Annotated in this window: 22 protein-coding genes and 2 pseudogenes; 14 read left to right on the plus strand and 10 right to left on the minus strand. The window is 59.6% G+C overall.

The features are described from left to right. The 3 genes from AC0L25_RS13655 (at position 1) to AC0L25_RS13665 (ending at position 1872) form a co-directional block, all read left to right on the plus strand. A complete protein-coding gene (locus AC0L25_RS13655; protein ID WP_473595973.1) occupies positions 1 to 1098 on the plus strand; it encodes a 2Fe-2S iron-sulfur cluster-binding protein in 1098 nt (365 codons plus the stop codon). Between the two features lie 214 nt (positions 1099 to 1312). Next, on the plus strand, positions 1313 to 1669 hold the full coding sequence (locus AC0L25_RS13660; protein WP_473595974.1) for a hypothetical protein: 357 nt from the start codon (positions 1313 to 1315) through the stop codon (positions 1667 to 1669). A gap of 20 nt (positions 1670 to 1689) precedes the next feature. After that, positions 1690 to 1872, plus strand: coding sequence for a P27 family phage terminase small subunit (locus AC0L25_RS13665; RefSeq protein ID WP_473596050.1), 183 nt, complete (start codon positions 1690 to 1692; stop codon positions 1870 to 1872). Between the two features lie 290 nt (positions 1873 to 2162). Here AC0L25_RS13665 and AC0L25_RS13670 read toward each other — a convergent pair whose 3' ends face one another. The 5 genes and pseudogenes from AC0L25_RS13670 to AC0L25_RS13690 form a co-directional block, all read right to left on the minus strand. Continuing rightward, positions 2163 to 4583, minus strand: coding sequence for a bifunctional diguanylate cyclase/phosphodiesterase (locus AC0L25_RS13670; protein ID WP_473595975.1), 2421 nt, complete (start codon positions 4581 to 4583; stop codon positions 2163 to 2165). Positions 4584 to 5408: 825 nt separating this feature from the next. After that, complete coding sequence (locus AC0L25_RS13675) at positions 5409 to 5636, minus strand: hypothetical protein (protein ID WP_473596064.1); 228 nt, start codon at positions 5634 to 5636, stop codon at positions 5409 to 5411. An 87-nt stretch (positions 5637 to 5723) separates the two neighbouring features. After that, positions 5724 to 5807 (minus strand): annotated as a pseudogene (locus AC0L25_RS13680) (site-specific recombinase); the annotation flags it as partial. Between the two features lie 142 nt (positions 5808 to 5949). Continuing rightward, positions 5950 to 6717 (minus strand): annotated as a pseudogene (locus AC0L25_RS13685) (recombinase family protein); the annotation flags it as partial. Continuing rightward, positions 6714 to 6977 (minus strand): DUF2924 domain-containing protein, encoded by a 264-nt coding sequence (locus tag AC0L25_RS13690; RefSeq protein ID WP_473596051.1) that lies wholly within the window; start codon positions 6975 to 6977, stop codon positions 6714 to 6716. The pseudogene AC0L25_RS13685 and the gene AC0L25_RS13690, both read right to left, overlap by 4 nt. Between AC0L25_RS13690 and AC0L25_RS13695 the strand changes: the two genes are divergently transcribed. The 7 genes from AC0L25_RS13695 (at position 6956) to AC0L25_RS13725 (ending at position 10773) form a co-directional block, all read left to right on the plus strand. Beyond that, positions 6956 to 7624 (plus strand): DNA-methyltransferase, encoded by a 669-nt coding sequence (locus tag AC0L25_RS13695; RefSeq protein ID WP_473596052.1) that lies wholly within the window; start codon positions 6956 to 6958, stop codon positions 7622 to 7624. The two genes, AC0L25_RS13690 and AC0L25_RS13695, sit on opposite strands and share 22 nt — an antisense overlap. 361 nt (positions 7625 to 7985) lie before the next feature. Further along, entirely contained in the window at positions 7986 to 8501 is a 516-nt protein-coding gene (locus AC0L25_RS13700) for a hypothetical protein (RefSeq protein ID WP_473595976.1), read from the plus strand. Beyond that, positions 8473 to 8778, plus strand: a complete 306-nt coding sequence (locus tag AC0L25_RS13705) for a hypothetical protein (RefSeq protein ID WP_473595977.1) — start codon at positions 8473 to 8475, stop codon at positions 8776 to 8778. The genes AC0L25_RS13700 and AC0L25_RS13705 overlap by 29 nt, the downstream gene beginning before the upstream one ends. 351 nt (positions 8779 to 9129) lie before the next feature. Continuing rightward, positions 9130 to 9288: a P27 family phage terminase small subunit gene (locus AC0L25_RS13710; RefSeq protein ID WP_473596053.1), complete on the plus strand. Its 159-nt coding sequence runs from the start codon at positions 9130 to 9132 to the stop codon at positions 9286 to 9288. Continuing rightward, on the plus strand, positions 9246 to 9479 hold the full coding sequence (locus AC0L25_RS13715; RefSeq protein WP_473595978.1) for a P27 family phage terminase small subunit: 234 nt from the start codon (positions 9246 to 9248) through the stop codon (positions 9477 to 9479). The genes AC0L25_RS13710 and AC0L25_RS13715 overlap by 43 nt, the downstream gene beginning before the upstream one ends. A gap of 165 nt (positions 9480 to 9644) precedes the next feature. Beyond that, positions 9645 to 10235, plus strand: a complete 591-nt coding sequence (locus AC0L25_RS13720) for an ankyrin repeat domain-containing protein (RefSeq protein ID WP_473595979.1) — start codon at positions 9645 to 9647, stop codon at positions 10233 to 10235. Between the two features lie 13 nt (positions 10236 to 10248). Beyond that, the gene (locus AC0L25_RS13725; protein WP_473595980.1) at positions 10249 to 10773 is read left to right on the plus strand and encodes a YHS domain-containing (seleno)protein; all 525 of its coding nucleotides are present in this window, start codon (positions 10249 to 10251) and stop codon (positions 10771 to 10773) included. Positions 10774 to 10784: 11 nt separating this feature from the next. Here the strand turns inward: AC0L25_RS13725 and AC0L25_RS13730 are convergent, their stop codons facing one another. Beyond that, a complete protein-coding gene (locus AC0L25_RS13730) occupies positions 10785 to 12980 on the minus strand; it encodes an adenylate/guanylate cyclase domain-containing protein (RefSeq protein ID WP_473596054.1) in 2196 nt (731 codons plus the stop codon). Between the two features lie 316 nt (positions 12981 to 13296). On the opposite strand from AC0L25_RS13730, the gene AC0L25_RS13735 reads away from it, so the two are divergent. Continuing rightward, positions 13297 to 14133 (plus strand): recombinase family protein, encoded by an 837-nt coding sequence (locus tag AC0L25_RS13735; protein ID WP_473595981.1) that lies wholly within the window; start codon positions 13297 to 13299, stop codon positions 14131 to 14133. Positions 14134 to 14348: 215 nt separating this feature from the next. Here AC0L25_RS13735 and AC0L25_RS13740 read toward each other — a convergent pair whose 3' ends face one another. After that, on the minus strand, positions 14349 to 15584 hold the full coding sequence (locus tag AC0L25_RS13740) for a GGDEF domain-containing protein (protein ID WP_473595982.1): 1236 nt from the start codon (positions 15582 to 15584) through the stop codon (positions 14349 to 14351). A gap of 305 nt (positions 15585 to 15889) precedes the next feature. On the opposite strand from AC0L25_RS13740, the gene AC0L25_RS13745 reads away from it, so the two are divergent. Beyond that, entirely contained in the window at positions 15890 to 16042 is a 153-nt protein-coding gene (locus AC0L25_RS13745) for an excalibur calcium-binding domain-containing protein (RefSeq protein WP_473595983.1), read from the plus strand. A gap of 306 nt (positions 16043 to 16348) precedes the next feature. Here AC0L25_RS13745 and AC0L25_RS13750 read toward each other — a convergent pair whose 3' ends face one another. The 3 genes from AC0L25_RS13750 to AC0L25_RS13760 all read right to left on the minus strand — a co-directional run bounded on the left by AC0L25_RS13750 (position 16349) and on the right by AC0L25_RS13760 (position 18481). Continuing rightward, positions 16349 to 16633 carry a PilZ domain-containing protein gene (locus tag AC0L25_RS13750; RefSeq protein WP_473595984.1) on the minus strand — a complete coding sequence of 95 codons (285 nt, stop codon included), beginning with the start codon at positions 16631 to 16633 and terminating at the stop codon, positions 16349 to 16351. Positions 16634 to 16689: 56 nt separating this feature from the next. Next, entirely contained in the window at positions 16690 to 17907 is a 1218-nt protein-coding gene (locus AC0L25_RS13755; protein WP_473595985.1) for a pilus assembly protein TadG-related protein, read from the minus strand. A 286-nt stretch (positions 17908 to 18193) separates the two neighbouring features. Beyond that, positions 18194 to 18481: a potassium channel family protein gene (locus tag AC0L25_RS13760; protein ID WP_473595986.1), complete on the minus strand. Its 288-nt coding sequence runs from the start codon at positions 18479 to 18481 to the stop codon at positions 18194 to 18196. A 399-nt stretch (positions 18482 to 18880) separates the two neighbouring features. Between AC0L25_RS13760 and AC0L25_RS13765 the strand changes: the two genes are divergently transcribed. Further along, positions 18881 to 20368, plus strand: coding sequence for an ATPase domain-containing protein (locus AC0L25_RS13765; protein WP_473595987.1), 1488 nt, complete (start codon positions 18881 to 18883; stop codon positions 20366 to 20368). Further along, a complete protein-coding gene (locus tag AC0L25_RS13770) occupies positions 20368 to 21408 on the plus strand; it encodes a sensor histidine kinase (protein WP_473595988.1) in 1041 nt (346 codons plus the stop codon). Before AC0L25_RS13765 ends, AC0L25_RS13770 begins: the two co-directional genes overlap by 1 nt. Positions 21409 to 21445 lie beyond the last annotated feature (37 nt).

Genomic DNA, 21445 nt, shown 5'->3' on the forward strand with positions numbered 1-21445 from the left:
ATGGCGCTGGACATCGCGGCCGGAAGCGAGTTTCGCAAGCTAAAGGTGGTCGCCAAGGTGCGCGAAAGCAGCATCATCTCGTCCTTTTACCTGAGGCCAGTCGACCCGGATGGGTGGCGCGCTTTCCAGCCCGGGCAATTTCTTGTATTTCGCATTCCAGTCCCCGGTGAGCAGAAATTTGTACTGCGCAACTACAGCATTTCGTGTTCGCCCGCATGCGAGGGCAACTACCGCATAACTGTGAAACGGGAAGCGGCGCCAAAACCCGATCTTCCCGACGGCCTAAGTTCCTGTTACCTGCACGACAACATTGAGGTCGGCGATTTGCTGGAAGCTGCGGGGCCTCGCGGCGATTTTGTACTGGACCGATCGAGCAAGCGGCCGATCGTCCTGCTGAGCGGCGGCGTCGGGCTGACGCCGATGACCTCAATGCTGCAAGAGCTTGCTGCCGAGGCCGAGTGCCAGGTTTTTTTCATCCATGCCTGCGAAAATGGCGACGTGCATGCGCTGCGCGACGAGGTCAACGAGTTGGCGGCCGCCCGGGCCGGCGTTGACGTGCATTTCTGCTATCGCTCTCCGACGGAGCGCGACACAGCCGCTGGAAGGCACCACAGCGAGGGGATAATTTCGCGCGAGTTGCTGCAGAGCCTCCTTCCGCTCGATGATTACGATATCTATCTCTGCGGGCCGCCGCCTTTCATGCAGGCATTGTATCGAATCATTTGCGATCTCGGCGTGCCCAGGCATCGCATAGCCTATGAGTTCTTTGGACCGGGGACTGTGCTTGAACCGAGGTCGGCCAGCACTCTTAGTCCGCCGGTTCCGGCCGAGTCTTTAGCCGGAGCTGTGACGGTGGAGTTCCGTAAGTCTGGACTGAAAGCGGTGTGGGATGGCAAGGCGGAATCGCTTCTAGCTTTCGCCGAAGAGCAGGGGCTGTCGCTTGATTTCAGCTGTCGTGCTGGCATCTGTGGCACCTGTAAATCTCATCTCTTAGTCGGTGAGGTCGTCTATTTTGAAGAACCGCTCGAAGAATTGGACGACGGTGAAGTTCTGCTCTGCTGCTCGAAGCCGCAAGGACCCATTGTGATTGATAGTTAGGGACCGAAATCGTATGGAGGCCGCACATGGTCTGTCCCCTGGAAGGAGACCTCGGTCAACGAGCACTCAGGCCTCGGCGGCAAGCCGATCGAGCAGGTGCATGAGATCCGCCGCATCATCCTTCGCGCTCCGGATCCTGTAAGCCTGGGCAAGACTCCTGCCGGCACGCCACCGGCAAACCTTCCCGTCACCCTCTGGGACGGGACCGGGCCGTATGAGCCCCGAAATCGAAGCTCCTTTGGAAAACCGGCCACACAGCTCCAGGGTGGAGGCGCTGGCCGGCTTCGGGCTTAGCACGGCCGACATCGCCTGCGTGCTCGCCACAGACGAGCAGGACCTCAAGGCGACCTACGCCCATGAGCTTGAGAGCGGCGCCATCAAGGCCAACACACGGGTCGCTGAAAGCCTCTACCGCAAGGCGACCGGTGAAGGTCGGGAGGCTGTCGCCGCAGCAATTTTCTGGCTGAAGACCAGGGCGCGCTGGAAGCAGACCTCCATTCATGAGCTGGAGGGAAAACTGGATACATCAGTGACCTTCGTGACCACCTACGAAGATATGAAGCTCCTGTAGCGCCTCGGGGAGGCGGTCATATCTCTACAGCTTTTCACCCTGCGACCGGTGCCTCCACTTTCTTCCACGAGCTCGGCATCATCAGCGAACTGTATCGGGCCGCACTCGCTGCCTACTGTCAAGCCTATGGCCGCTGGGTGGAGGCTGAGACGAAGCTCAAGGAAACCCCGCCGTCACGTCCAGAATCGAGAAATGACGCTTGAAGCGAGGCCGGCCTCCCGGCCAGATGTCCTGCCCCGAAAATTTGCACCGCCAGGGCTTTAGTTGCTATAAGACGTGGTACCATCGTGCCCAACCATCAGACTTGACCGGAACGACAGCTTTCCCTGAATTGCGGGCAACGGAGAGACCTGGACAGAAGGTCAGCTGACCATCGAAATCGCAGGACATCATCGATGGGACGCTACCGGCGGCTCGAACGAGCAGACCAAAGTCGCATAGACAAGCAACATTGGACTGACAATTGCAGAAGTCCAATTATGGAAGTGGCAGGCTAGGCTGCGCTGTCCTTGACTACTCGCAACCTGTTCTTACGCAGCCTTTGGGGAGCGGCTACCTTGCCTTCGCCGCTTGTATGCTGCGCAAACTCAGCTATGGGACACGGTCGGCCGAGCAAATAGCCCTGCATTTCATCGCAGGCTTCCGCACGCAGAAAGCTCAGTTCCGCGTCGGTTTCGACGCCCTCCGCCAAGACGGGGAGCTTGAGACCTCGAGCAAGCCCGAAGACCGCGCGCATGACGGCGGCCGCCTCGTCGCTGGTATCCACCGCACGGACAAGGGACTGGTCGACCTTGATTTTGTCGAACGGGAAGGCCCGCAGGTTCGACAGCGATGAGTAGCCGGTGCCGAAATCATCCATCGCGATTTGGACGCCCAGGTCTTTGAGCTTGTGCAAGACCGTGAGGGCCCGCCCAATATCCTTGATCAGCGACGATTCTGTGATTTCCAGCTCGAGGCGTGACGGGTCCAGGCCGGTTTCTTTCAGAACCTCCTCGACCAGCTCCGGGATATTGCCGCCATGGAGTTGTACGGCCGAGACGTTGACGCTGACTCCCAGTGGCCGGTCCCACGTCGCCGCCTCGGCGCAGGCCGTTCGCAACACCCATTCGCCGATCTTCAGGATCGCGCCGCATTCCTCCGCGATCGGAATGAACACCGTTGGGGCAATGGCACCTCTCGTGCGATGATCCCAACGAAGGAGCGCTTCGAAGCCGAAGACCCTATTGGAGTGAAGCTCCGCTTGCGGCTGAAAGACGAGACTGAACTCGTTGCGTGAGATCGCATGACGGATGTCGTGCTCGAACTGACGTCGATCGTGTAGATGCTCACCCATAGACGGTTCGAAGACGCGATAGATGCCGCGTCCTTCCAACTTGGCCTCATAAAGCGCCGCGTCAGCATGGCTCAGAAGGGTCGCGCGATCGGGCGCATCGTTCGGGAAGACAGCGATGCCGATGCTGGTTCCGATAGTGACGCCGGCGGGTAGGTTCACGCCGGTCTCGTCGAAAGCGTTCAAAATGGCTTCAGCGGTGCGCGTCGCATACGCTGGGCTCGGCAGGCCTGGAACGATCACAGCGAACTCGTCGCCTCCCAAGCGCGCGACCATATGCTCCGGCTTGAGGACGTTCTTAATCTTCTCGGCCACACACTGGAGTACGGCGTCCCCGATCAGATGGCCGAAGAGGTCGTTAATCTCTTTGAAGCGATCGAGATCGAGGAAAAGGACGGCAAGGCACCTGTCGGTCCCACGATGCGCCGCGAATTCTGCCTCCAGCTTCTCGTTGAAGCTCGTGCGGTTCGGGAGCTTAGTCAGGGGGTCGTGGTGAGCAAGGAAGTGAATTTGCTCCTCCGCCCGCTTACGCCCGCGGATATCGCGCACCGCCACGACCTGATGCTGCTTACCGGCATAGAGGATATTATGTCGGATCAGCTCGACCGGGATCATACTGCCGTCGGTTGCGCATAGCTCGGCCTCCAGCGGCTTTCGGGCGGTGGCCGTGAGTTCGCCCTGCGAGACGGTGGGGAAGAAAGACACGAGCAAGCGGCCGACAGGCTGAGAGCCATCGACACAGGCAAGGGCGGCGAAGCTGTGATTGGCTGCCACGATCGTCGTCTCGTTGTACACAACCAGCCCCTCGACGGCGGCGTCGGCCAGCTCTTGCATACGCGCCGTCTCCCCAGCGCGACGAAGATCGCGCAGATCGACGACAAGACCGACAAGGGCCAGAAGAATGATCACGATCGAAGCGAGCGCAAGTCCGATTGCCATCCATTCCGCTGGCAGCGCCGTGGCCGAAACGACGATGCGAGGATCGGGCACGATCGCGGCCGCGCCCATCGCAGTGAAATGATGGCTGCAAATTGCGACCGTCAGCACCAACGCCCCGAGTGCCTTCCACTTGATCGTGTTGGCCCGAAGGGCAACTGGCATGGCTGCGGCACCGAACAGTCCACCGAGGGCGATCGACACTGCGACGAGCGGCATATCCCAGACGACGCGTCCCGCGATCTCAAAGGCAGCCATGCCAGTATAATGCATTACGGCGATACCGCCCCCCACGATCATCCCGCCGATCCAGCGCGCATACGGAATGCGGGGCGATATGCCGACGGTGAGGCCGGTTCCCGTCAAAGCGATCGCGGCGACCAGCGAGACGATCGTCAAGGCGATATTGTAGCCGCTCGGCACTGCGGGCTGAAACGCCAGCATGGCGATGAAATGCGTTGACCAGATGCCGAAACCGGTGGCGACCGCAGCTACTGCGAGCCAGATCCGTCGCATTTCGCGTTCGCTGCGCCTGACATGATGGAGGAGGTTGACGGCCGTGAACGAGGCCAGGGCGCAGACTAAGGCCGCCAGAGCAACCAGACGCAAATCATGCTGCGTCGCAATGCAGGTGTAGACCTTCAACATGCTCTTCCCCGAAGTCGGCTACGAGCTTCGGAGAGAAACCTACGGTCAAACCTTGAAGAAATGCTTATAAGGGCAATTCAACTTGACGACTTCTTCCTTGGAGGCGTTCGCGCGATCAGTTTAGGCGTAGAGCAGCTATGCGCCGTCAGATGCTCAACTCATCCAGGGTGCGCGCGCTTCCATCCGCTCAGGCTGCACCTCAAGCTCGCTACGCCGGCGCCTTGGCGCTCGGGCTGCCGACGGCGACGGTGGTCTGAGGAAACAAATCAGCGACAAGGGGCTCAGTTCGACCCAGTGTAGCGTCTGCTTACGGACAGCGGCAAAGGCCGGTCTAAATGGTCGAGATGCGACGCAAAGCGGTCATCCGAACGCGCGGCCGTCGAAGACGCATTTAAGGCAGGACCAGTCCTTCACAACCGGAGGCAATTGCGCCGTTGGCGCTCCCACTCAACGGGAAACCCGCGCACCAGCGGCTGCAATTGCATCGTTGGACTCTGTCGCCCGTCGAGGATTGCCTCAACCAGGTCCGGCGCCAAGAGCGTTAGTCGAAGCATGTGGGAGACGAAAGACCGGTCGAGTTTCTCAGCCGCAGCGAGTTCGCTGATCGTCGCGTGTTGCCCTGATTCCAGCTTATGCTGCCAGTGGAATGCCTGGACGAGAGCTCTCAGCAGCGTGTTGTCGATCCGAGGTCGCGGGGGCCCAATGCTCTGCGCCAGCCGGGGACACGACAACTTTGCGACCGCCACGCTTGCGGATCGCCATCGGGATGGAAACTGTTAGCAAGGTACCGTCGCGGCTCATCTCGCGGTTGTTCTTCATGCTGCCCTATCCAGTTTTGGTAGTTCCCGAAGCTCCGCTATGACACTGGCTATGAAGGCGGATGGAGATGCCGTCGGCATCGACGTCGATGCGCTCGACTAGCAGCTGGATGATGCGAGCCTGCTCGGCGGGAAAGAGTTCCTCCCAAAGACCATCGAACTGAAGGAGGGCATCGCGCACCTCGGTCTCGCTGATCTCATCGCCATGGTCGCGTGCGGCCGCCCATGTCTTCACGATCATCTCTGGGGATCGCAGCAGGGCGCGAATCTGATCAATGACTGCGGCCTCGATCTCTCCCGCAGGCAAGCGCCTTACCGAGCATGTCTCCGGTCCGAGCTTCTGCACGCTCGTGGTGACGTAGTAGCGGTAGAGCTTTCCCTTCTTGCGGGTATGGACAGGTGTCATGGCGTAGCCGCTCGGAGCAAATCAGACCCTTGAGGAGTGCCGGCGTCTGTCTGCGGCTCTGTGCGGCCCGCTTGCTTGGGCTTTCCGCCACGATCGAGCGGACCTTGTCCCAAAGGTCCAGGCTGATGATAGGCTGATGCTCGCCGGGATAGCTTGTGCCCTTGTGCACCGCGTCGCCGATATAGACCCGGTTCGAGAGAAGCTTGTAGAGCAGGCCCTTGTCGAAGGCCGTCCCGTTCTTGCGCCTGAGACCCTCCGCATTCAACGTTCGCGCCAGGATGGTTGTCGAACCTATCAGCAGGAACCGCTCGAAGATCGAGCGCACAATGGCTGCCTCATTCTCTTGGATCAGAAGCTTGCGGTTTTCGACCCTGTAGCCGAATGGAACGTTGCCACCCATCCACATGCCCTTTCGCCTGGATGCAGCGAACTTGTCCCTGATGCGCTCTCCGATGACCTCGCGCTCGAACTGGGCGAAGGAGAGCAGGATGTTGAGCGTCAACCGGCCCATGGAGGTGGTGGTGTTGAAGCTCTGGGTGATCGATACGAAGGTGACGTTGTTCGCCTCGAACAGCTCGACCAGCCGGGAAAAGTCGGTGAGCGCCCGCGAGAGCCGGTCAATCTTGTAGACGACCACCACGTCGATCAGGCCGGCTTCGACGTCCCGCAGCAGCCGCTTCAGGCCGGGCCGTTCCAGCGTGGCGCCGGAGATGCCGCCATCGTCATACCGATCAGGCACCAGAACCCATCCCTCAGCCCGCTGGCTGGCGACGTAAGCCTCACAGGCCTCTCGCTGGGCGTCGAGGGAGTTGAACTCCATGTCGAGCCCCTCTTCCGATGACTTTCGCGTGTAGACGGCGCAGCGCAGCTTTCGCACCACCTGCTTTTTGTCGGGTGAGTGCACGTTCATTGCGCCCTCCCCCTCTGGCTCTTCAGGCCGAAAAAGACCAAGCCGTTCCAGCGTGTGCCGGTGATCGCGCGGGCGATTGCCGAGAGCGATTTGTAGGGCCTGCCATTATATTCGTAGCTGTCGGCCAGGACCGTCGCGCAATGTTCGATGCCCCGCCATTCGCGCATCAGCCTGGTGCCGGCGATGGGTCGGTTATCAAAGCGGGTACCGCGCTCGCGCGAGCGGGGCTCTAGATCTTCTGTGCGTTTGCGATCCTCCATATGGCGTCAGCTACGATCCCTCATGGCGAGAGCGGTTCGGCGATGGAGAAGGTCTCGCCAGAGGCAAGGTGCTCAATGACGACCGCGCCGACTGGCGGGAAGCATGGGCGCTGTTTCCGGGAGATGTGATGTATGTCTGGCATGGCGCCCTTCATGCCGCCACGGTCGCTTCAAGCCTTGAGGCCAGCGGCTTTGCCGTTCGCGCCCAGATCATCTGGGACAAGACCAGGCTGGTCATCGGCCGCGGCGATTACCACTGGCAGCACGAGCCAGCCTGGTATGCCGTCAGGAAGGGCAGGAAAGGCCACTGGGCGGGTGATCGCAAGCAGACCACCGTCTGGGCCATTCCTCATAGGAAGTCCGACACGGGCCACGGCACGCAAAAGCCCGTCGAATGCATGCGCCGACCAATCGAGAACAATTCCTCGCCCGGACAAGCGGTCTACGAGCCGTTCTGCGGCTCTGGAACCACCATCATCGCTGCCGAGATGACCGGTCGCTGCTGTCATGCGATCGAACTGAACCCGGCCTATGTCCACGTCGCGGTGCTGCGCTGGCAGGCGTTTACCGGCCAGGCAGCGATGCTGGAGGGCGACGAACGGACCTTCTCCGAGATCGCGGCGGCAAGAGCTGGAGGAGTGGCATGACCAGGATGGAACTTGCCCGGGTTTGGCCGCCGACTCGCGATGCTGCCGGGCTTGCGGGCCATAAGCCGATGAGCCCGGTTGAGGCGATCCGACTGTAGTGCCTGGACTGCTCAGGCCAGCAACTGGCTGAGGTAAAGCTCTGCGAGACCGCGACCTAGGCCCTCTGGCCATTCAGAGCCGGCCGCCATCCCTACACCAGAAAGTGCCTCCTGGAGGTCAATTCTGAGCAACGGCCCTCCACCGGCACTCCGGCGGCCCAAAATCGCTCTTCGTCGGGAATTGGCCTCCTGGAGCATGGTTGGCGGGAAGGCGAGGCCAATGCATGCCAGGCGGCGAGTGTGGCATCTGGTGAGGCAGGCTGATGGCCCGCCCCAGCCATCAGCCCGATGCCTTTCATCGCCGTCAGGTGGAGGCGCTGGCAGGCTATGGTGTTCCGGAGCTGGACATTGCCGGCATGGTCGGCATCGATGCGAAGACGCTGCGCAAGCACTATAAACACGAACTGGCCTTTGGCCACACCAAGGCCAATGCCAAGGTGGCGGAGAACCTCTTCCGGAAGGCAACGGGCGAAGGTCGTGAAGCGGTCATCGCCGCGATCTTCTGGCTCAAAGCACGCGGCCGCTGGAAGGAGACCTCGGTCAACGAGCACTCAGGCCTGGACGGCAAGCCGATCGAGCAGGTGCATGAGATCCGCCGCATCATCCTTCGCGCTCCGGATCCTGCAAGCTTGGGCAAGACTCCTGCCGGCTCACCACCAGCAAACTTCCCGTCACCCTCTGGGACGCGGACCGCGGCGAATGAACCCCGATACCGACGCTCCTCTGGAAAACCGGCCACTGAGCTCCAGGGTGGAGGCGCTGGCCGGCTTCGGGCTTAGCACGGCCGACATCGCCTGCGTGCTCGCCACAGACGAGCAGGACCTCAAGGCGACCTACGCTCATGAGCTCGAGAGCGGCGCCATCAAGGCCAACGCACGGGTCGCCGAAAGCCTCTACCGCAAGGCGACCGGTGAAGGTCGGGAGGCCGTCACTGCAGCAATTTTCTGGCTGAAGACCAGGGCGCGCTGGAAGGAGACCTCCATCCATGCGCTAGAGGGAAAACTGGATACATCAGTGACCTACGTGACCACCTACGAAGATATGAAGCTCCTGTAGTGCCTCGCGGGGGGGGGCGGTCATATCTCTACAGCTTTTCACTCAGCGACCGGTGCCTTCCGTTTCTTCGAAGAACCGCGAAATTGGCAGGGGGTAGCAGCGTAACGGCTGGATTGGGAATGGCCAAATACCGGGGCTTTCGGCCTTCCGGCAGCATGATTGCAGCCGCGAAATGGTCGACAAACTCCGGAGCACATAGCGACGGTGCGACGGAATGAAGGAAGCATGATGCGAGGACGCGAGCCAACGCCGACGGCACTGAAGATTGCGCTCGGCAATCCAGGCAAGCGGCCCCTCAACAACCGTGAGCCAAAGCCGGTGACGGCGATCCCGACCTGCCCGGCTCATCTGATGCCAACGGCCAAAGCCGAGTGGAAGCGGCTTGCGCAATACCTCCACGAGCTCGGCATCATCAGCGAACTGGATCGGGCCGCACTCGCTGCCTACTGTCAAGCCTATGGCCGCGGTTGGAGGCCGAGAAGAAGCTCAAGGAAACCCCTCCCCTTCTGAGGACGCCGGCCGGCTACGTTCAGCCCTCGCCCTGGCTTGCCATCTCCAACAAGAATGTCGAGTTGATGCACAAGTTCATGAGCGAGCTCGGCCTCTCGCCCGTGTCACGCAGTCGGGTGGCAACGACGCACCATATCGGACCCAAGCCATGGGATTTCAACGGCGAGGACGAGGACGAGTTCTTTACTTGAGCGAGCCCGAGGTCGGGATCGCCCCAATCCCGGCCATTCCTGGCGCAATCCGAACCGGACATTCCCGTTGCTTGCTCCGATGGCCGGCAAGGCGAGAGCGCCATGTCGCGGACCACCGTCCCCTGCCGAACTTGTACGCCATCCCCACGCGTGATATCAGTAGGGATGCGTGGGCTGTTGACATTTTGTGTGTTGGCGTTTGTCGCGACACCGGCAGACGCAGGTGATGTGCTGTTCGACGCCATCGCCGCCGGCAACAAAGCCGCCGTCGAGCAAGCATTGACTGACGGTGCCAACGTCGACAGCCGGGCACGCGACCAGGCCACCCCCCTCATCGCCGCTGCTCTCGACGATCAGCTTGCCATTGCGAAATTCCTGCTGAGCAAGGGCGCCGACGTCATGGCGCGCAATTCCGGTGGGTTTACCCCCCTCCACGCGGCTGCCTTTTCTGGAAGCCTCCCAATCGCCAAGCTGTTGCTTGAACAGGGGGCGGTGCTCGAAGACTCCGCTAACAAGTCTGGGGTCACACCTTTGGTGATAGCGGGTGAGGAAAACCATGTCGAACTGGCAGAATTCCTCATTGCGCAAGGTGCGGATGTGAACCGGGCCGAGGGTCATGGCTATATGCCGATTACCCGCGCGTTCTGGAAGGGCAATACTGACATCATAAAACTATTCAAACGGCACGGCGCCACGTGCCAGGCGAAAGTCCTTGGCGAAGCGAACGCTGCGAAGTGCGAAGCTATCCACGATTGAAGGGAGAACGCAGATGAACATATCGATCACGAGGAGACTGGTTCGCAATTCGGCGTCGGCAGTCGTATGTGCGCTCACCTTGATGGCCGGTGCAGGCTCTGCCTTCGCCGACTCGGTGAATACCGGCTACTTCGGCGGAGTGGCGATCATGGGCTACGACACGGTCGCGTATTTCACCGATGGCAAGGCCGTTCAGGGTTCCGAAGAATTTTCCTATGAGTGGCTTGGAACGGCGTGGCACTTCGCCAGCAAGGAACACAAAGAAATGTTCATGAGCGAACCTGCCAAATACGCTCCTCAATATGGTGGTTACTGCGCGGGCGAGGTCGCACTCAATGAATCCGTCACCGTCAATGTCGATCCGGAAGCGTTCAAGATCATCGATGGCAAGCTCTACCTGATCTACGACGAAGGCAACGCGGCCGCCTTTGCGGAAAATGCCGATGATCTTGTTCCGAAGGGCGATGCAAAATGGCCGGTCGTCGAAGCAAAGTTGGCAGTCCATGAGCCGGATTGGGAGTCGATCAATAACCCTTGAAAGTCACAAGCTCAATTCACCGTCACGAAGTGAAACACCTTACCTGAATTGACGTAGGAATATTCCTCACCGGGAACATCGCTGCGTTTGTAAACGGGACCACACTCGGGGCGTCCAAACGAATTCTCGCTCTGCTCACATAAGACGTCATGATCGACGTAGACTCTTAGCGTGAGCATTCGCGTCATCGTGCGGAAGCCCGCTGTGCCATCCTGTGCGACCTGCATGATGGCAGGTTGACGATCGGGCTCGAGCTGACCCTGCAGTGTATGGCCCAGGACGAGAGAAGCGATCTCTGCGCCGTTCAACCGGTTCTGTTCGTCGGCGGTGAAGTTGAAAGGCCACTCGGGCAAGCCTGCTTGGCGCATGGCGTCGAGGATCAGAGCTAAATCCTCAGCGTTGCGCAAATTGGCATAAAAATGTCGCCATGCAGCTAAGGACCGCCGCCGAGCAGGGGATTCGGACGTCGAAGTCACGCGGAGGCCCTCGGCGATTGCCGCTTTTGCATCCTGCAAACGGCCGGCGCGAGCGTATGCCGCTGCGAGCAGAATCCGAAAACCACCATCCGCCGGGGCATCGTCGCGGGTACGCTCGAGAGTCTCGATGGCCTTCGCGGTGTCGCCCTGAAGGAGAAAAACGAGACCAGCGATTTCCCGGTCCATGGGGGGCAGATTGGGATCGAGCTTCAATGCCGTCTCGACGGCATTGGCCGCCTCGGCGTGATTGCCAGCGAACAACTGCACGTATCCGAGGGCGATATGAGACCCAGCGTCTCCCGGGCCGATTGCGACGGCCCGCTTCGCCGAGGCGATCGCTTCGTCGTAATGGCGATCGATGACCTGCATGATGCCTAGAAGGGCATAGGGCGATGAAAGGTCCGGATCGAGTTCCAATGCCTTGCCTGCCCTTTCATAAGCTCTCTTTCTCGCAAGCGCGCTCGGGGTGATGTCGTCGAAGCTAGCCCGCCAAACATAGATACTCGTTCGTGCGTCAGCCGCGAAGGCTTCAGCGAAAGCGGTGTCGACTTCCTCCGCCTTTTCATAGAGCGCAAGTGCTTTCCTCAGACCTGAGCCCCCACCGGAGCGAGCCGCCTGCTCAGCGCGCAGGTAGTAATCGTAGGCTTCAAGATTGGAGGTCGGCGGGCGTGCCATCCGCTCGCTCTCCGTAGCAGAAGGTTGCACGCCGAGTGCTTTGGCAACGTCCCGGCTCATCTCGTCCTGGACGGCAAACACGTCCGCGATGCCGCGATCGAACCGATTAGCCCATAGATTGTCGCCAGTGGCGATATCGATGAGTTGCGCGTTGAGGCGGATTTGATCGCCGGTCCGCCTCACGCTGCCGTCAACGACAAAGCGCACGCCAAGGTCACGCCCAACATCTGCCAAAACCAGGGGCTTTCCCTTGTACGCGAATACGGAGTTGCGGGCGATCACATCGAGGCCGGAAAGCTTGGCAAGGTCGGTGATCAAATCTTCGGTGATGCCGTCAGCAAAATAGTCCTGGCCAGGATCGCCGCTCAGGTTCGTAAACGGCAGTACTGCAATGGATGGCTTTCGGAGCGCGGAGGGTTTTTGCCATTGCCATGCAAAAATGCCTGCAAGCAAGACGATGAGCAGCGCTGCTACTCCTGCCAAAACCATGATGCGCGAACCTGGCCGGCGTGGTGCCGCCAGGATCTTCCCCGCTTCTCCGGGATCGAGCAGAACCCGATAGGCGCGAACCGGATCCGCGATATTCTTGAGGCGCTGCCCTCCGAGATCCGCAAAGCCGACATCCACTTTGTGCACCGCGTGATCGAACGCCGTCCCGGAGATACAAATTCCGCCGGGCTCTGCGATCTCCTGCAGACGGGCGGCGATGTTTACCCCGTCGCCGTAGATATCGTCACCCTCAACGATTATATCTCCAAGATTGACACCGATGCGAAACCGGATTTGCCGGGCTTCGGCGGTGCCCTTGTTGCGGTCGGCCATCCGGCGCTGGATCGCAGCAGCACACTGGACGGCATCGACGACGCTGGCGAACTCGACGAGCGCGCCGTCGCCCATGAGCTTGATCATGCGGCCGTGGTGCTTCTTGATCTCAGGGTCGATCAGTTCGCGACGACAGCTCTTCAGTCCCTCGAGCGTGCCTACCTCGTCCTCGCCCATGAGGCGGCTGTAGCCAACCACGTCGGCAGCAAGTATTGCCGTAAGCCGTCGGTCCATACGTGCCGTGCGCCTTCCCTGATCGGTCGTAGCGGCTTTGCCTTTCACCCTATTCTAGTCCTTATCCGGACGCGAGTGTGCGCGACTGTGCTCTAGAGGATGGCGGCGTTACTCCGTATACGCAACACCTCATCCACGAGTTCTGAACGGAATGCTCTTTCAATAAGATGACCGCTTAGGTCATCAGCGCCGGCTTGGCTGTCCGGCCGCTTTGGAGATGCGGAGATGCGGTGGAAATGACCGGATTGGGTCAATTTACGTCGTAGAACGCTTGTGATGGCTTCTCATCCCGGTCGCCTAGTCGGGAGTGCGTCTTATGGAGGAAACCGGCTGGTGCGCCATGCTACGCTCGCCGATAACCGGAAGAATTAATCAACCACTTAGAAGTTGCTTCTCTTTCGCCTGTGAGCACACTGCAAACGGTGGTTTGCAGTTTGAACACCCCGGAAACAGCAGCATGACGAGCGCGGTCGCCTACTATCGAGTCTCTACACAGCGGCAAGGACGCTCGGGCTTGGGCATCGAGGCCCAGCGTGCCGCGGTCGCCCGCTTTGCCGAGGCCGAGGGAATGATCATCCTCCAGGAGTTCACCGAGATCGAAACCGGCAAGGGCGCGGATGCTCTTGATCGACGGCCGCAACTGACAGCCGCCCTCGCCCTGGCCTGCCAGACAAAATGCCCGGTCGTAGTGGCGAAGCTCGACCGCCTGTCGCGAGATGTCGCGTTCATAGCCGGCCTGATGGTCCAGCGCGTTCCTTTCATAGTCGCCGAACTTGGTGCTGATGCCGATCCGTTCATGTTGCACCTTTACGCCGCTTTGGCCGAGAAGGAGCGTCGATTGATCTCGGAACGGACTAAAGCCGCCCTCGCCTCACGCAAGATCACTGGCATAAAACTCAGCAATCCGACCAACCCAGCGGAAGCTGCGGCGAAAGGTCGGAAAATCTCAATCCGGGAGGCTGACAGATTTGCCCAGACCGTGCTGCCGATCATCGCCTCCATCCAGCAGTCCGGCATCACCAGCCTGCGTGGCCTGGCAATCGCCCTGAACAATCGAGGCGTTCGAACAGCGCGCAACGGCCAATGGCAAGTCTCGAATTTGCGCAACGTTCTCGCGCGGCAATCTGCTGGCAACTTTGATAGGCGGGAGTAACTAGGAGCCTGAGTCGCTCGAACTATCAATCCTAGCGGTGCCTCGACGACCGATCACATGAACCGAGGTGGGCGTGGGCCTGTCCCCGCGCACGGCGACCGCAGCAGGCTATCTATTACTGGGAAGACCGCCCCTACTCGCCGCAGCGCTGGTAGCTATTCAGCGAAGGCCCGGTGGGCATAACGACTGGCTGGTCGCCTGCCACTCGCCGGTATTCACCGTATCGACGGAGCACCCAAAAGTCTCAATGACGCCAGCCTGTGGAACACCACCCGATTGCGGCCGGTTTGCTTAGCAACATAGAGTGCTTCATCCGCTTGGCGCTGGAGCTGCTCTGGCGAAATGGCCTGGGCCGGCGCCTGGACCGCCACGCCGATGCTAAGAGTGATATAGCGGGACACGCGCGATTCAGGATTAGGAAAACAGGCAGCTTCCACACACTCGCGGATTCGCTCGGCTACAACGGTGGCCTCCTGCTCGCTCACACTTGGAAGGAGCACGAGAAATTCTTCACCGCCGTAGCGCGCCACATGATCGCGATCGCGCCTCACGTTCTCCCGGATCAAGCGGGCGACCTCAATGAGGCAACGATCGCCCTCAGCATGACCGAGATGATCGTTAAGCTTCTTAAAGTCGTCGATGTCGCACATCAGCATAGCGGCACCGCCGGGGCATTTCCCGCCACCGCCCCAAACGTGGTCGAGCGTTTCCGTCATCCGGCGTCGATTGTCGATACCGGTTAGCGGATCGGTTCTCGCTAGAAGCTCCAGCCGATCGTTCGCTTCGGCCAGTTCGGCAACCCTGTGCCGGTCTCGAAGCTCAAACAGAAAAGTCTTCTGAGCGAGAATTGTCATCGTACGGCGCGCGGCGACCGTAGCGAGAATGCCGCTGGCGAAAAACAACGTGGCAGCCACAGCATTGCCAATCTCAAGGTCCGGGTTCTGCAACTGAAAGACGAGATAGAGACCGAGAGCCAAGGCGGCGACCGTCACGGTCCATGCCTGAGGGATGCCGAAGATGATGATGGCCGTAATCGCCACGAACAGCATGATGTTCAAGTGTCGTTCGTAGAACTCGCCGCCGGCGCTTGCGCCAACCAATACGATCGACAACAGGATGAGGAATATGCCTGTAATCAGCGAGACCCCTTGGACCCAGGAGGGGCGCCGTTTTCGCCAGACAAAGACTACGGCTGCAGCGACGGGCGGGATGATGGCGCCAGGCAGGAGCATTGATAACGCGATCGTCCTTGGAAGCATCACCATGTTGAGCGCCAACGTCAGTACATCAAGGAAAGCCACCCAGATCATCCAGGCGCGGATGATCTTGGCCGTTTGCGACCAGACACGTGCCTGAAACAGGCGTTTGATCTCGCCTTTGAGCCGGATGTCGCGTGTGCGATGCGCCAGAAGTCGCTCAACTTCGGCTGTGACGGCAGGGTCGTCCTGCATGTCGAGGTGCGTCCGATCTACCAATCGACGGGCCCTGAAGCCCCCCTTTCCTGAACAATTTGAGCCATCCGGTGGTCTGGCTGAGGGGCAAGCATGTCAGGCTATCCTGAAGATTTGATTGCCAAAGGCGTTTATTTCCCTGGACCCTCTTGGTCACCCTCGAAGCCGGCTCTCCGCTTAAGCTGCTACCGGTCTAAAGGCGCGACGTACGGCAACGTTGCGGCGCTGTCGCTGAAGGAGATCGCGGCCGCGTCGGCCGATCGCCGGCTAGTCCAGCGAGACACGAGCGCCGCGGTCGCGGACACGTGAAGGCCTCACGTTTTTCGACGTGCCAGCCTCGCCGAACATGCTCTAAGATAAGCTCCTGCGACCAAGCCCAATGGTATCTCAACAACTGCCCATGGGGTCGCAAGCTGGATCGCGATGGCGACGGGGTCCCGTGCGAAACGCTGTGTTAGCGGAGCCCGCAACCGGCATTGTCGAAGGATCGAACCTAATCGCTCGGCATCCGCCGGCCGGGGGGATGGAAACGGGCCGGACCTGATCTCGGCCCCGGCAGGATGGCAAATAATCGGCCACCGCAATGTGCAAAATTCGTACGAGCCCCTTGCTGCGAACACTCAAAAGTTCAAGAGGGTCTGGGCCGCGGGTTTCTCACTGTTACCCCGCTGTTTTAACAGCGGTAGGGCTACCTGGAACAAGGCGTCCAAAGGACCGGGGTCATCGCCGCCGAGCAGACGGCTAGGAGGCATTGTTAAAGGGATTTAGCCGTAGTGCCAGTGGGGCTTTGGCTCGGTGCCGGTGAACATGATGCCGATGCGGTCTTCGCGGCGCCAGCGGACCACTGCCTTGTAGGCGATGCCGTCGGTCGGCACATAGAGCAGGAACTCGTCGGGCACGCGTGCGTCGATCGAGACCTTCAGTTCGGCGCCGCCGTCATGCATGTTGCGCACTGTGCACGTGACCTCGGAATTGGTCATGCCGGTCAGGATCGTCGCGCCCTTGAAGACGCGCTGCCTGCGTTGGCCCCTCTGTTCGTCTTCAGCCATTTCGCCAAATCCCCGGCGACCGTCGCTTCAAGGGCGACAGCTTGGTTCCATGACGGTTACTCGACAAGGCGAACGGACTGCGTCGCCGGGATCTGTCGCATCCCGAGGCTCGTACAATCCTGGTTGACGTTTGCGTTGCCGGACCACTGCACGGTACTGGCGACGACCTGTGTGCAACCACCTTGGCCCGAGAAATTGCCGAGGTAATTGACCCCCTGCGTTGGAAAATACAGGGCGCCGGTCAAAAGCGAATCCGCCGTGCCATTGAACGTGTTCGATCCCGCCAGGTTTGCTCTGTCGCCGTAAAACAGCACACCCGAATAGGTGCCCGATGTCGGTGCGCTAAGCTTGACGGTGGCGTTGCCGTTCATGCTGACGCCGGAGCTGCCGGCCAGATAGATGATGACTCCTTCGCCGGAAATATTTGCATTCGAGTTCGCTTTGAAATCGCCCCCCTGAATAACGTATACCCCAGGCGAGAGGGTTACATTGCCGCTCAGGCTGAGTCCCTTGCAGTATGTCCCAGGCTGCAACGTCGACTGATTGCCGTTTTGACAGGGGTTCGTGGCCGGTGGCGCCGAAAGATCGGCAAAAGGATCGGCAGCGGGCAACGCCTGGGTGATCGGGCTGGCGCAGACGGTCTTCACCGGATTGGCCAATGACATCCCACCAGCCGATATCAGGCAGTCGGCGTCAAGGCTTGCCGATCCCTGAAGCTTGAAGGCGTCCGGAGCAATCGAATTCGACATGACGGAGCAGCCCGTCAGTTTTGTGGTTGAACTGCCGGAAAAGAGCGCCGCTCTCGAAGCGGAAGGGTTGAGCGCCAGAACGCAGGCTTTTGACGCGTCCGTGATAAGAGCCACGGCCCTTGCCTGTGCGCCGACCGCGCTTTGACTGAATATCGATGTGAAAAATCGATCGAGCGTCTGATGGACGATGACCTCGACCGCCTTTTTTGCGACATTCGGTCCGGATGACGGGGGTGTGAAAACTTCAATCGTGCCCGTTGACGCTGCAAAACCGTTCGAGGTCGCTGAAAACGTCGCGGCCGAGACAATCGCGGGTTTGTCGGATCCCGAAACCTGTTCCAGAGCGCCAGCATAGGCTGCCGCGTCCGCCACCGCCTGTAGTTTCAAGCTGCTATAATACCAATAGGAGGTCTCGACCCCGAGACCCGCACCACCAACGATAATCGGCAATGACAGGGCAAAGATGGTGGCAACGTTGCCGCTCGTGCCGATGCATTGTCGCAGACAGCGGACAAACCGCCTCAAGATTCGGGCGCCCAATTCCATGGAGGTATTTAAGGAAAAACTGATTAATGAATGACTAAGAATTTCGCTCCATTTGATATGTCCGCTCCTCGGCGCGGCAGGCACGGCCCTGCTTGGTCTCACTCCCCTCGCGCGCGTGCGCGTATTTGGCGAATTTTGAATAAGCCCCTATGGGGAACATTCAGGTAAACGGTTACAAGCTCATAGGCGCCTGAACGGAAAAAGCCCGCCGCACCTTTTCGGCGCGAACAGCTATGACGAAAGAACACGACCTCTGCAACGCGCGTCAGTCTTGCTTCCGCTTCCACAGATCCGAAAACGATGCGTATGCGAACGATGCTGACCAAGCGATCAGGACGAGTCCGTTGAGACCCTCCAAGGCAGCAACGATTCGCATCGGTCCAGTGGCATAGACTTCGCCAAAGCCGATCGTCGTGTAACAGGTAACCGAGAAATAGAAGAATCCGCTGCGCTTCCGGAAAAGAAGACTGCACGACAAGGCGCAGTCCGGCTTGGCGTTACCACGTATGCAAGGCCCGGAAATATACTGAGGAGACAGCGGACCAAGACACAAATACGACGCTGGGTGGAGGAAATGCGCAAGCCCGGCTCGGGGATGGCGGACAACTGGATCCGACAGAAACTGCTTGAAGCCCCGATCGGCATCACAGTCCGCTCTTGATTTTCAAGTATGAAAAGTAGGTTCAAGGCGAGCGGGCCGCTCAGCGACTGGTACACTCTGTCGGCGGCCGGATTCCGGTAGCCAAGATCGCAATGCGGCTCCGTACGGGTGCCGCGTCACGTGTTGAACATCTTTGGTGCCGCTACGAGCGGCTGGGCCGCGTGGAGGCGAACTGACTTCGTCCGCCGCATGTCCGTCCCAGCATATACGGGCGTGAGAACGGCATATCGGGCGTACGGAACCATTGAAAATGCTGGCCGTTAGGGTGTTCACCAATGCGAAGGGGCCAACGTGGAAACCGACGACGCTTCACCGATAGTCACAGGAGTTGAAGGCCTCGATTATGTCCTTCGAGGTGGGTACGCCAAGTTCCGATCTCATCTCGTCGAAGGCACACCCGGCTCGGGAAAGACCACACTCGGGCTGCAGTTTTTGCTCAATGGCGCCCAGAACAAGGAGAGATGCCTCTACATCACACTTTCCGAAAGTAAGCGCGAGCTGCTTTCGGTCGCGAGCCGACATGGCTTGAGCCTCGATGGCATAGAGATCCTAGAGCTTGTCCCTCCAGAGCTTAGCCTCGATCCATCCCAGCTCCAGACATTGGTTCATTCTTCCGATCTTGAGCTTGGTGAGACCGTGCAATCAGCGCTGGCTGAAATCGAGCGCCTCAAGCCAGACCGGGTCGTGTTCGATTCGCTATCCGAAATTCGTCTCTTGTCACAAGGCTCGTTGCGCTATCGGCGGCAAGTACTGGCACTTAAGAGCTTTTTCCTGCTCAGCAACGCAACTGTCCTATTGCTCGATGACCTGACTGCAGAACATGACGATCTAAATTTACACTCGATCAGTCACGGCGTCATTAGGTTGGAACAGCTGTCGCCGGTGTACGGCGGAGAGCGACGGCGGCTGCGCGTCATCAAGATGCGTGGGGTACAAATCCGCGGTGGCTACCACGATTTCGTCATTCGGCCGGGCGGCCTGACCGTGTTTCCCAGGCTTGTCGCTTCCGAGCATGAGATGGTCGAGTATGGCCCGCCTGCCTCAAGCGAAACTGCAATTGACAACCTGGCTGGCGGAGGCTTGGAGCGCGGCACCAGCACCCTGCTTATGGGTCCCTCCGGGGTCGGAAAATCAACCATTGCCAGCGCTTATTGTCATGCTGCGCTCCTCCGAGGCGAGAACGTCCTAGTGCTCTTGTTCGACGAGACAAAACGAATCTTCATGGCGCGCGCTTCAGGTCTCGGCATGAATCTGGAGGCGTTTGCCGAAGAGGGCAGATTGTTGCTGGAACAGATCGACCCGGCGGAGCTTTCGCCTGGTGAGTTGTCGGCGCGCATTCGGTCCGCCGTCGAAGGGTCCAATGCAAGGATCGTCGTCGTCGACAGCCTCACCGGCTATCTTAACACCATGTCTGGAGAGCAGCATCTCGTGCTTCAAATGCACGAGATCCTTACCTATCTCAATCACAAGGGAGTGGTTACAATTCTGGTTTTGGCCAATCATGGACTGATTGGCCAGGTGGCAGCTCCTGTTGAAATGACGTATCTCTGCGATTCCGTCATGCTTTTGCGCTTCTTCGAGAGTGGCGGTCGCTTGAGGCGCGCTATTTCGGTCGTAAAAAGGCGCGTCGGCCCGCACGAAGACACCATTCGTGAGTTCAAAATCACCGCCGCTGGATTGGCTGTGGGTGAGCCACTGGAGGATTTCCGAGGCATCCTTACGGGCGTGCCTTCATTCGAGGGCAAGAAGGCCGACCTTCTCGAAGATGAGCCGTCCTGATGACACTGGACTCGGAAGTTCTTGTGCTTGCGCCGATAGGGCGTGATGGCAAGATTGCAAGTTCGATCCTCGCTGCCAATCGGATCAGTTCATGCATCTGCTCGAGTCTCGACGAAGTAATCCCGCTTCTGGACCGCGCACATTGCCTTGTCGTTGCCGAGGAGGCACTGGTCAGCGCCGATCGCAGTCTGTTTGCAGCTTGGCTCGAGAATCAGCCGGCGTGGTCAGATTTTCCAATCGTGCTTCTGACAATGCGTGGCACCGAGTTCGACAAGCGTCTTGCGTTTCTCGATCGTCATCTGATTGTGCTTGAACGGCCGTTTCTGGCCTCGAGTTTGGCCAACTCTGTGCGATCTGCTCTGCGCGCCCGCGCCCGCCAGATCGAGGTCAAGTCCTATATCGAACAGAAGCAGGAAGTGACCCAGCGGCAGAACCTGCTGATCCGGGAACTGCATCATCGCGTCAAGAACACGCTGGCCAATGTTAGGGCCATGATGGGCGCAACGGCCAGGTCAACCGATAGCGTTGAGGAGTTCGTGCGTAATTTTTCGGCCAGGATCGTCTCACTGGCCGAAACGCATTCGATTTTGACGGACGACTACTGGCAGACCGCCTCTTTGAACAAACTTCTTGAGGGGGAACTTCGACACTACGACACAGACGACAGCTCACGTATACGGCTTGAAGGACCGAACGTCGCGCTCATTGCCGACGTTGCCGTACCGGTCGGCATGGCCCTCCATGAGCTTGCCTCCAATTCGGCGAAATTCGGGGCGTTGTCTCGGCCTGAAGGTCAGCTTGCCGTCTGTTGGTCCGTCGGCAGTTCTGGTGCTGGGCAGACGCTCAGCCTCGCCTGGCAGGAGCGCAACGGACCCCCGGTTCAGACGCCGACACGGCGGGGTTTTGGCACCGCGCTTCTAGAAAAGGTGGTACCCGTGCAATGTGATGCCAAGGTTGAACTCGACTATCAACAAGATGGCCTGCGCTTCACCTTGGTTCTACCGCTCCGCGAGACAAGGCTCGTGCCTTCCTACTCGTGAACCTCACCGCGGCTTTAAATTTGGCGATGGCCGGTTG

The organism is Mesorhizobium sp. WSM4813 (genome assembly GCF_055811555.1).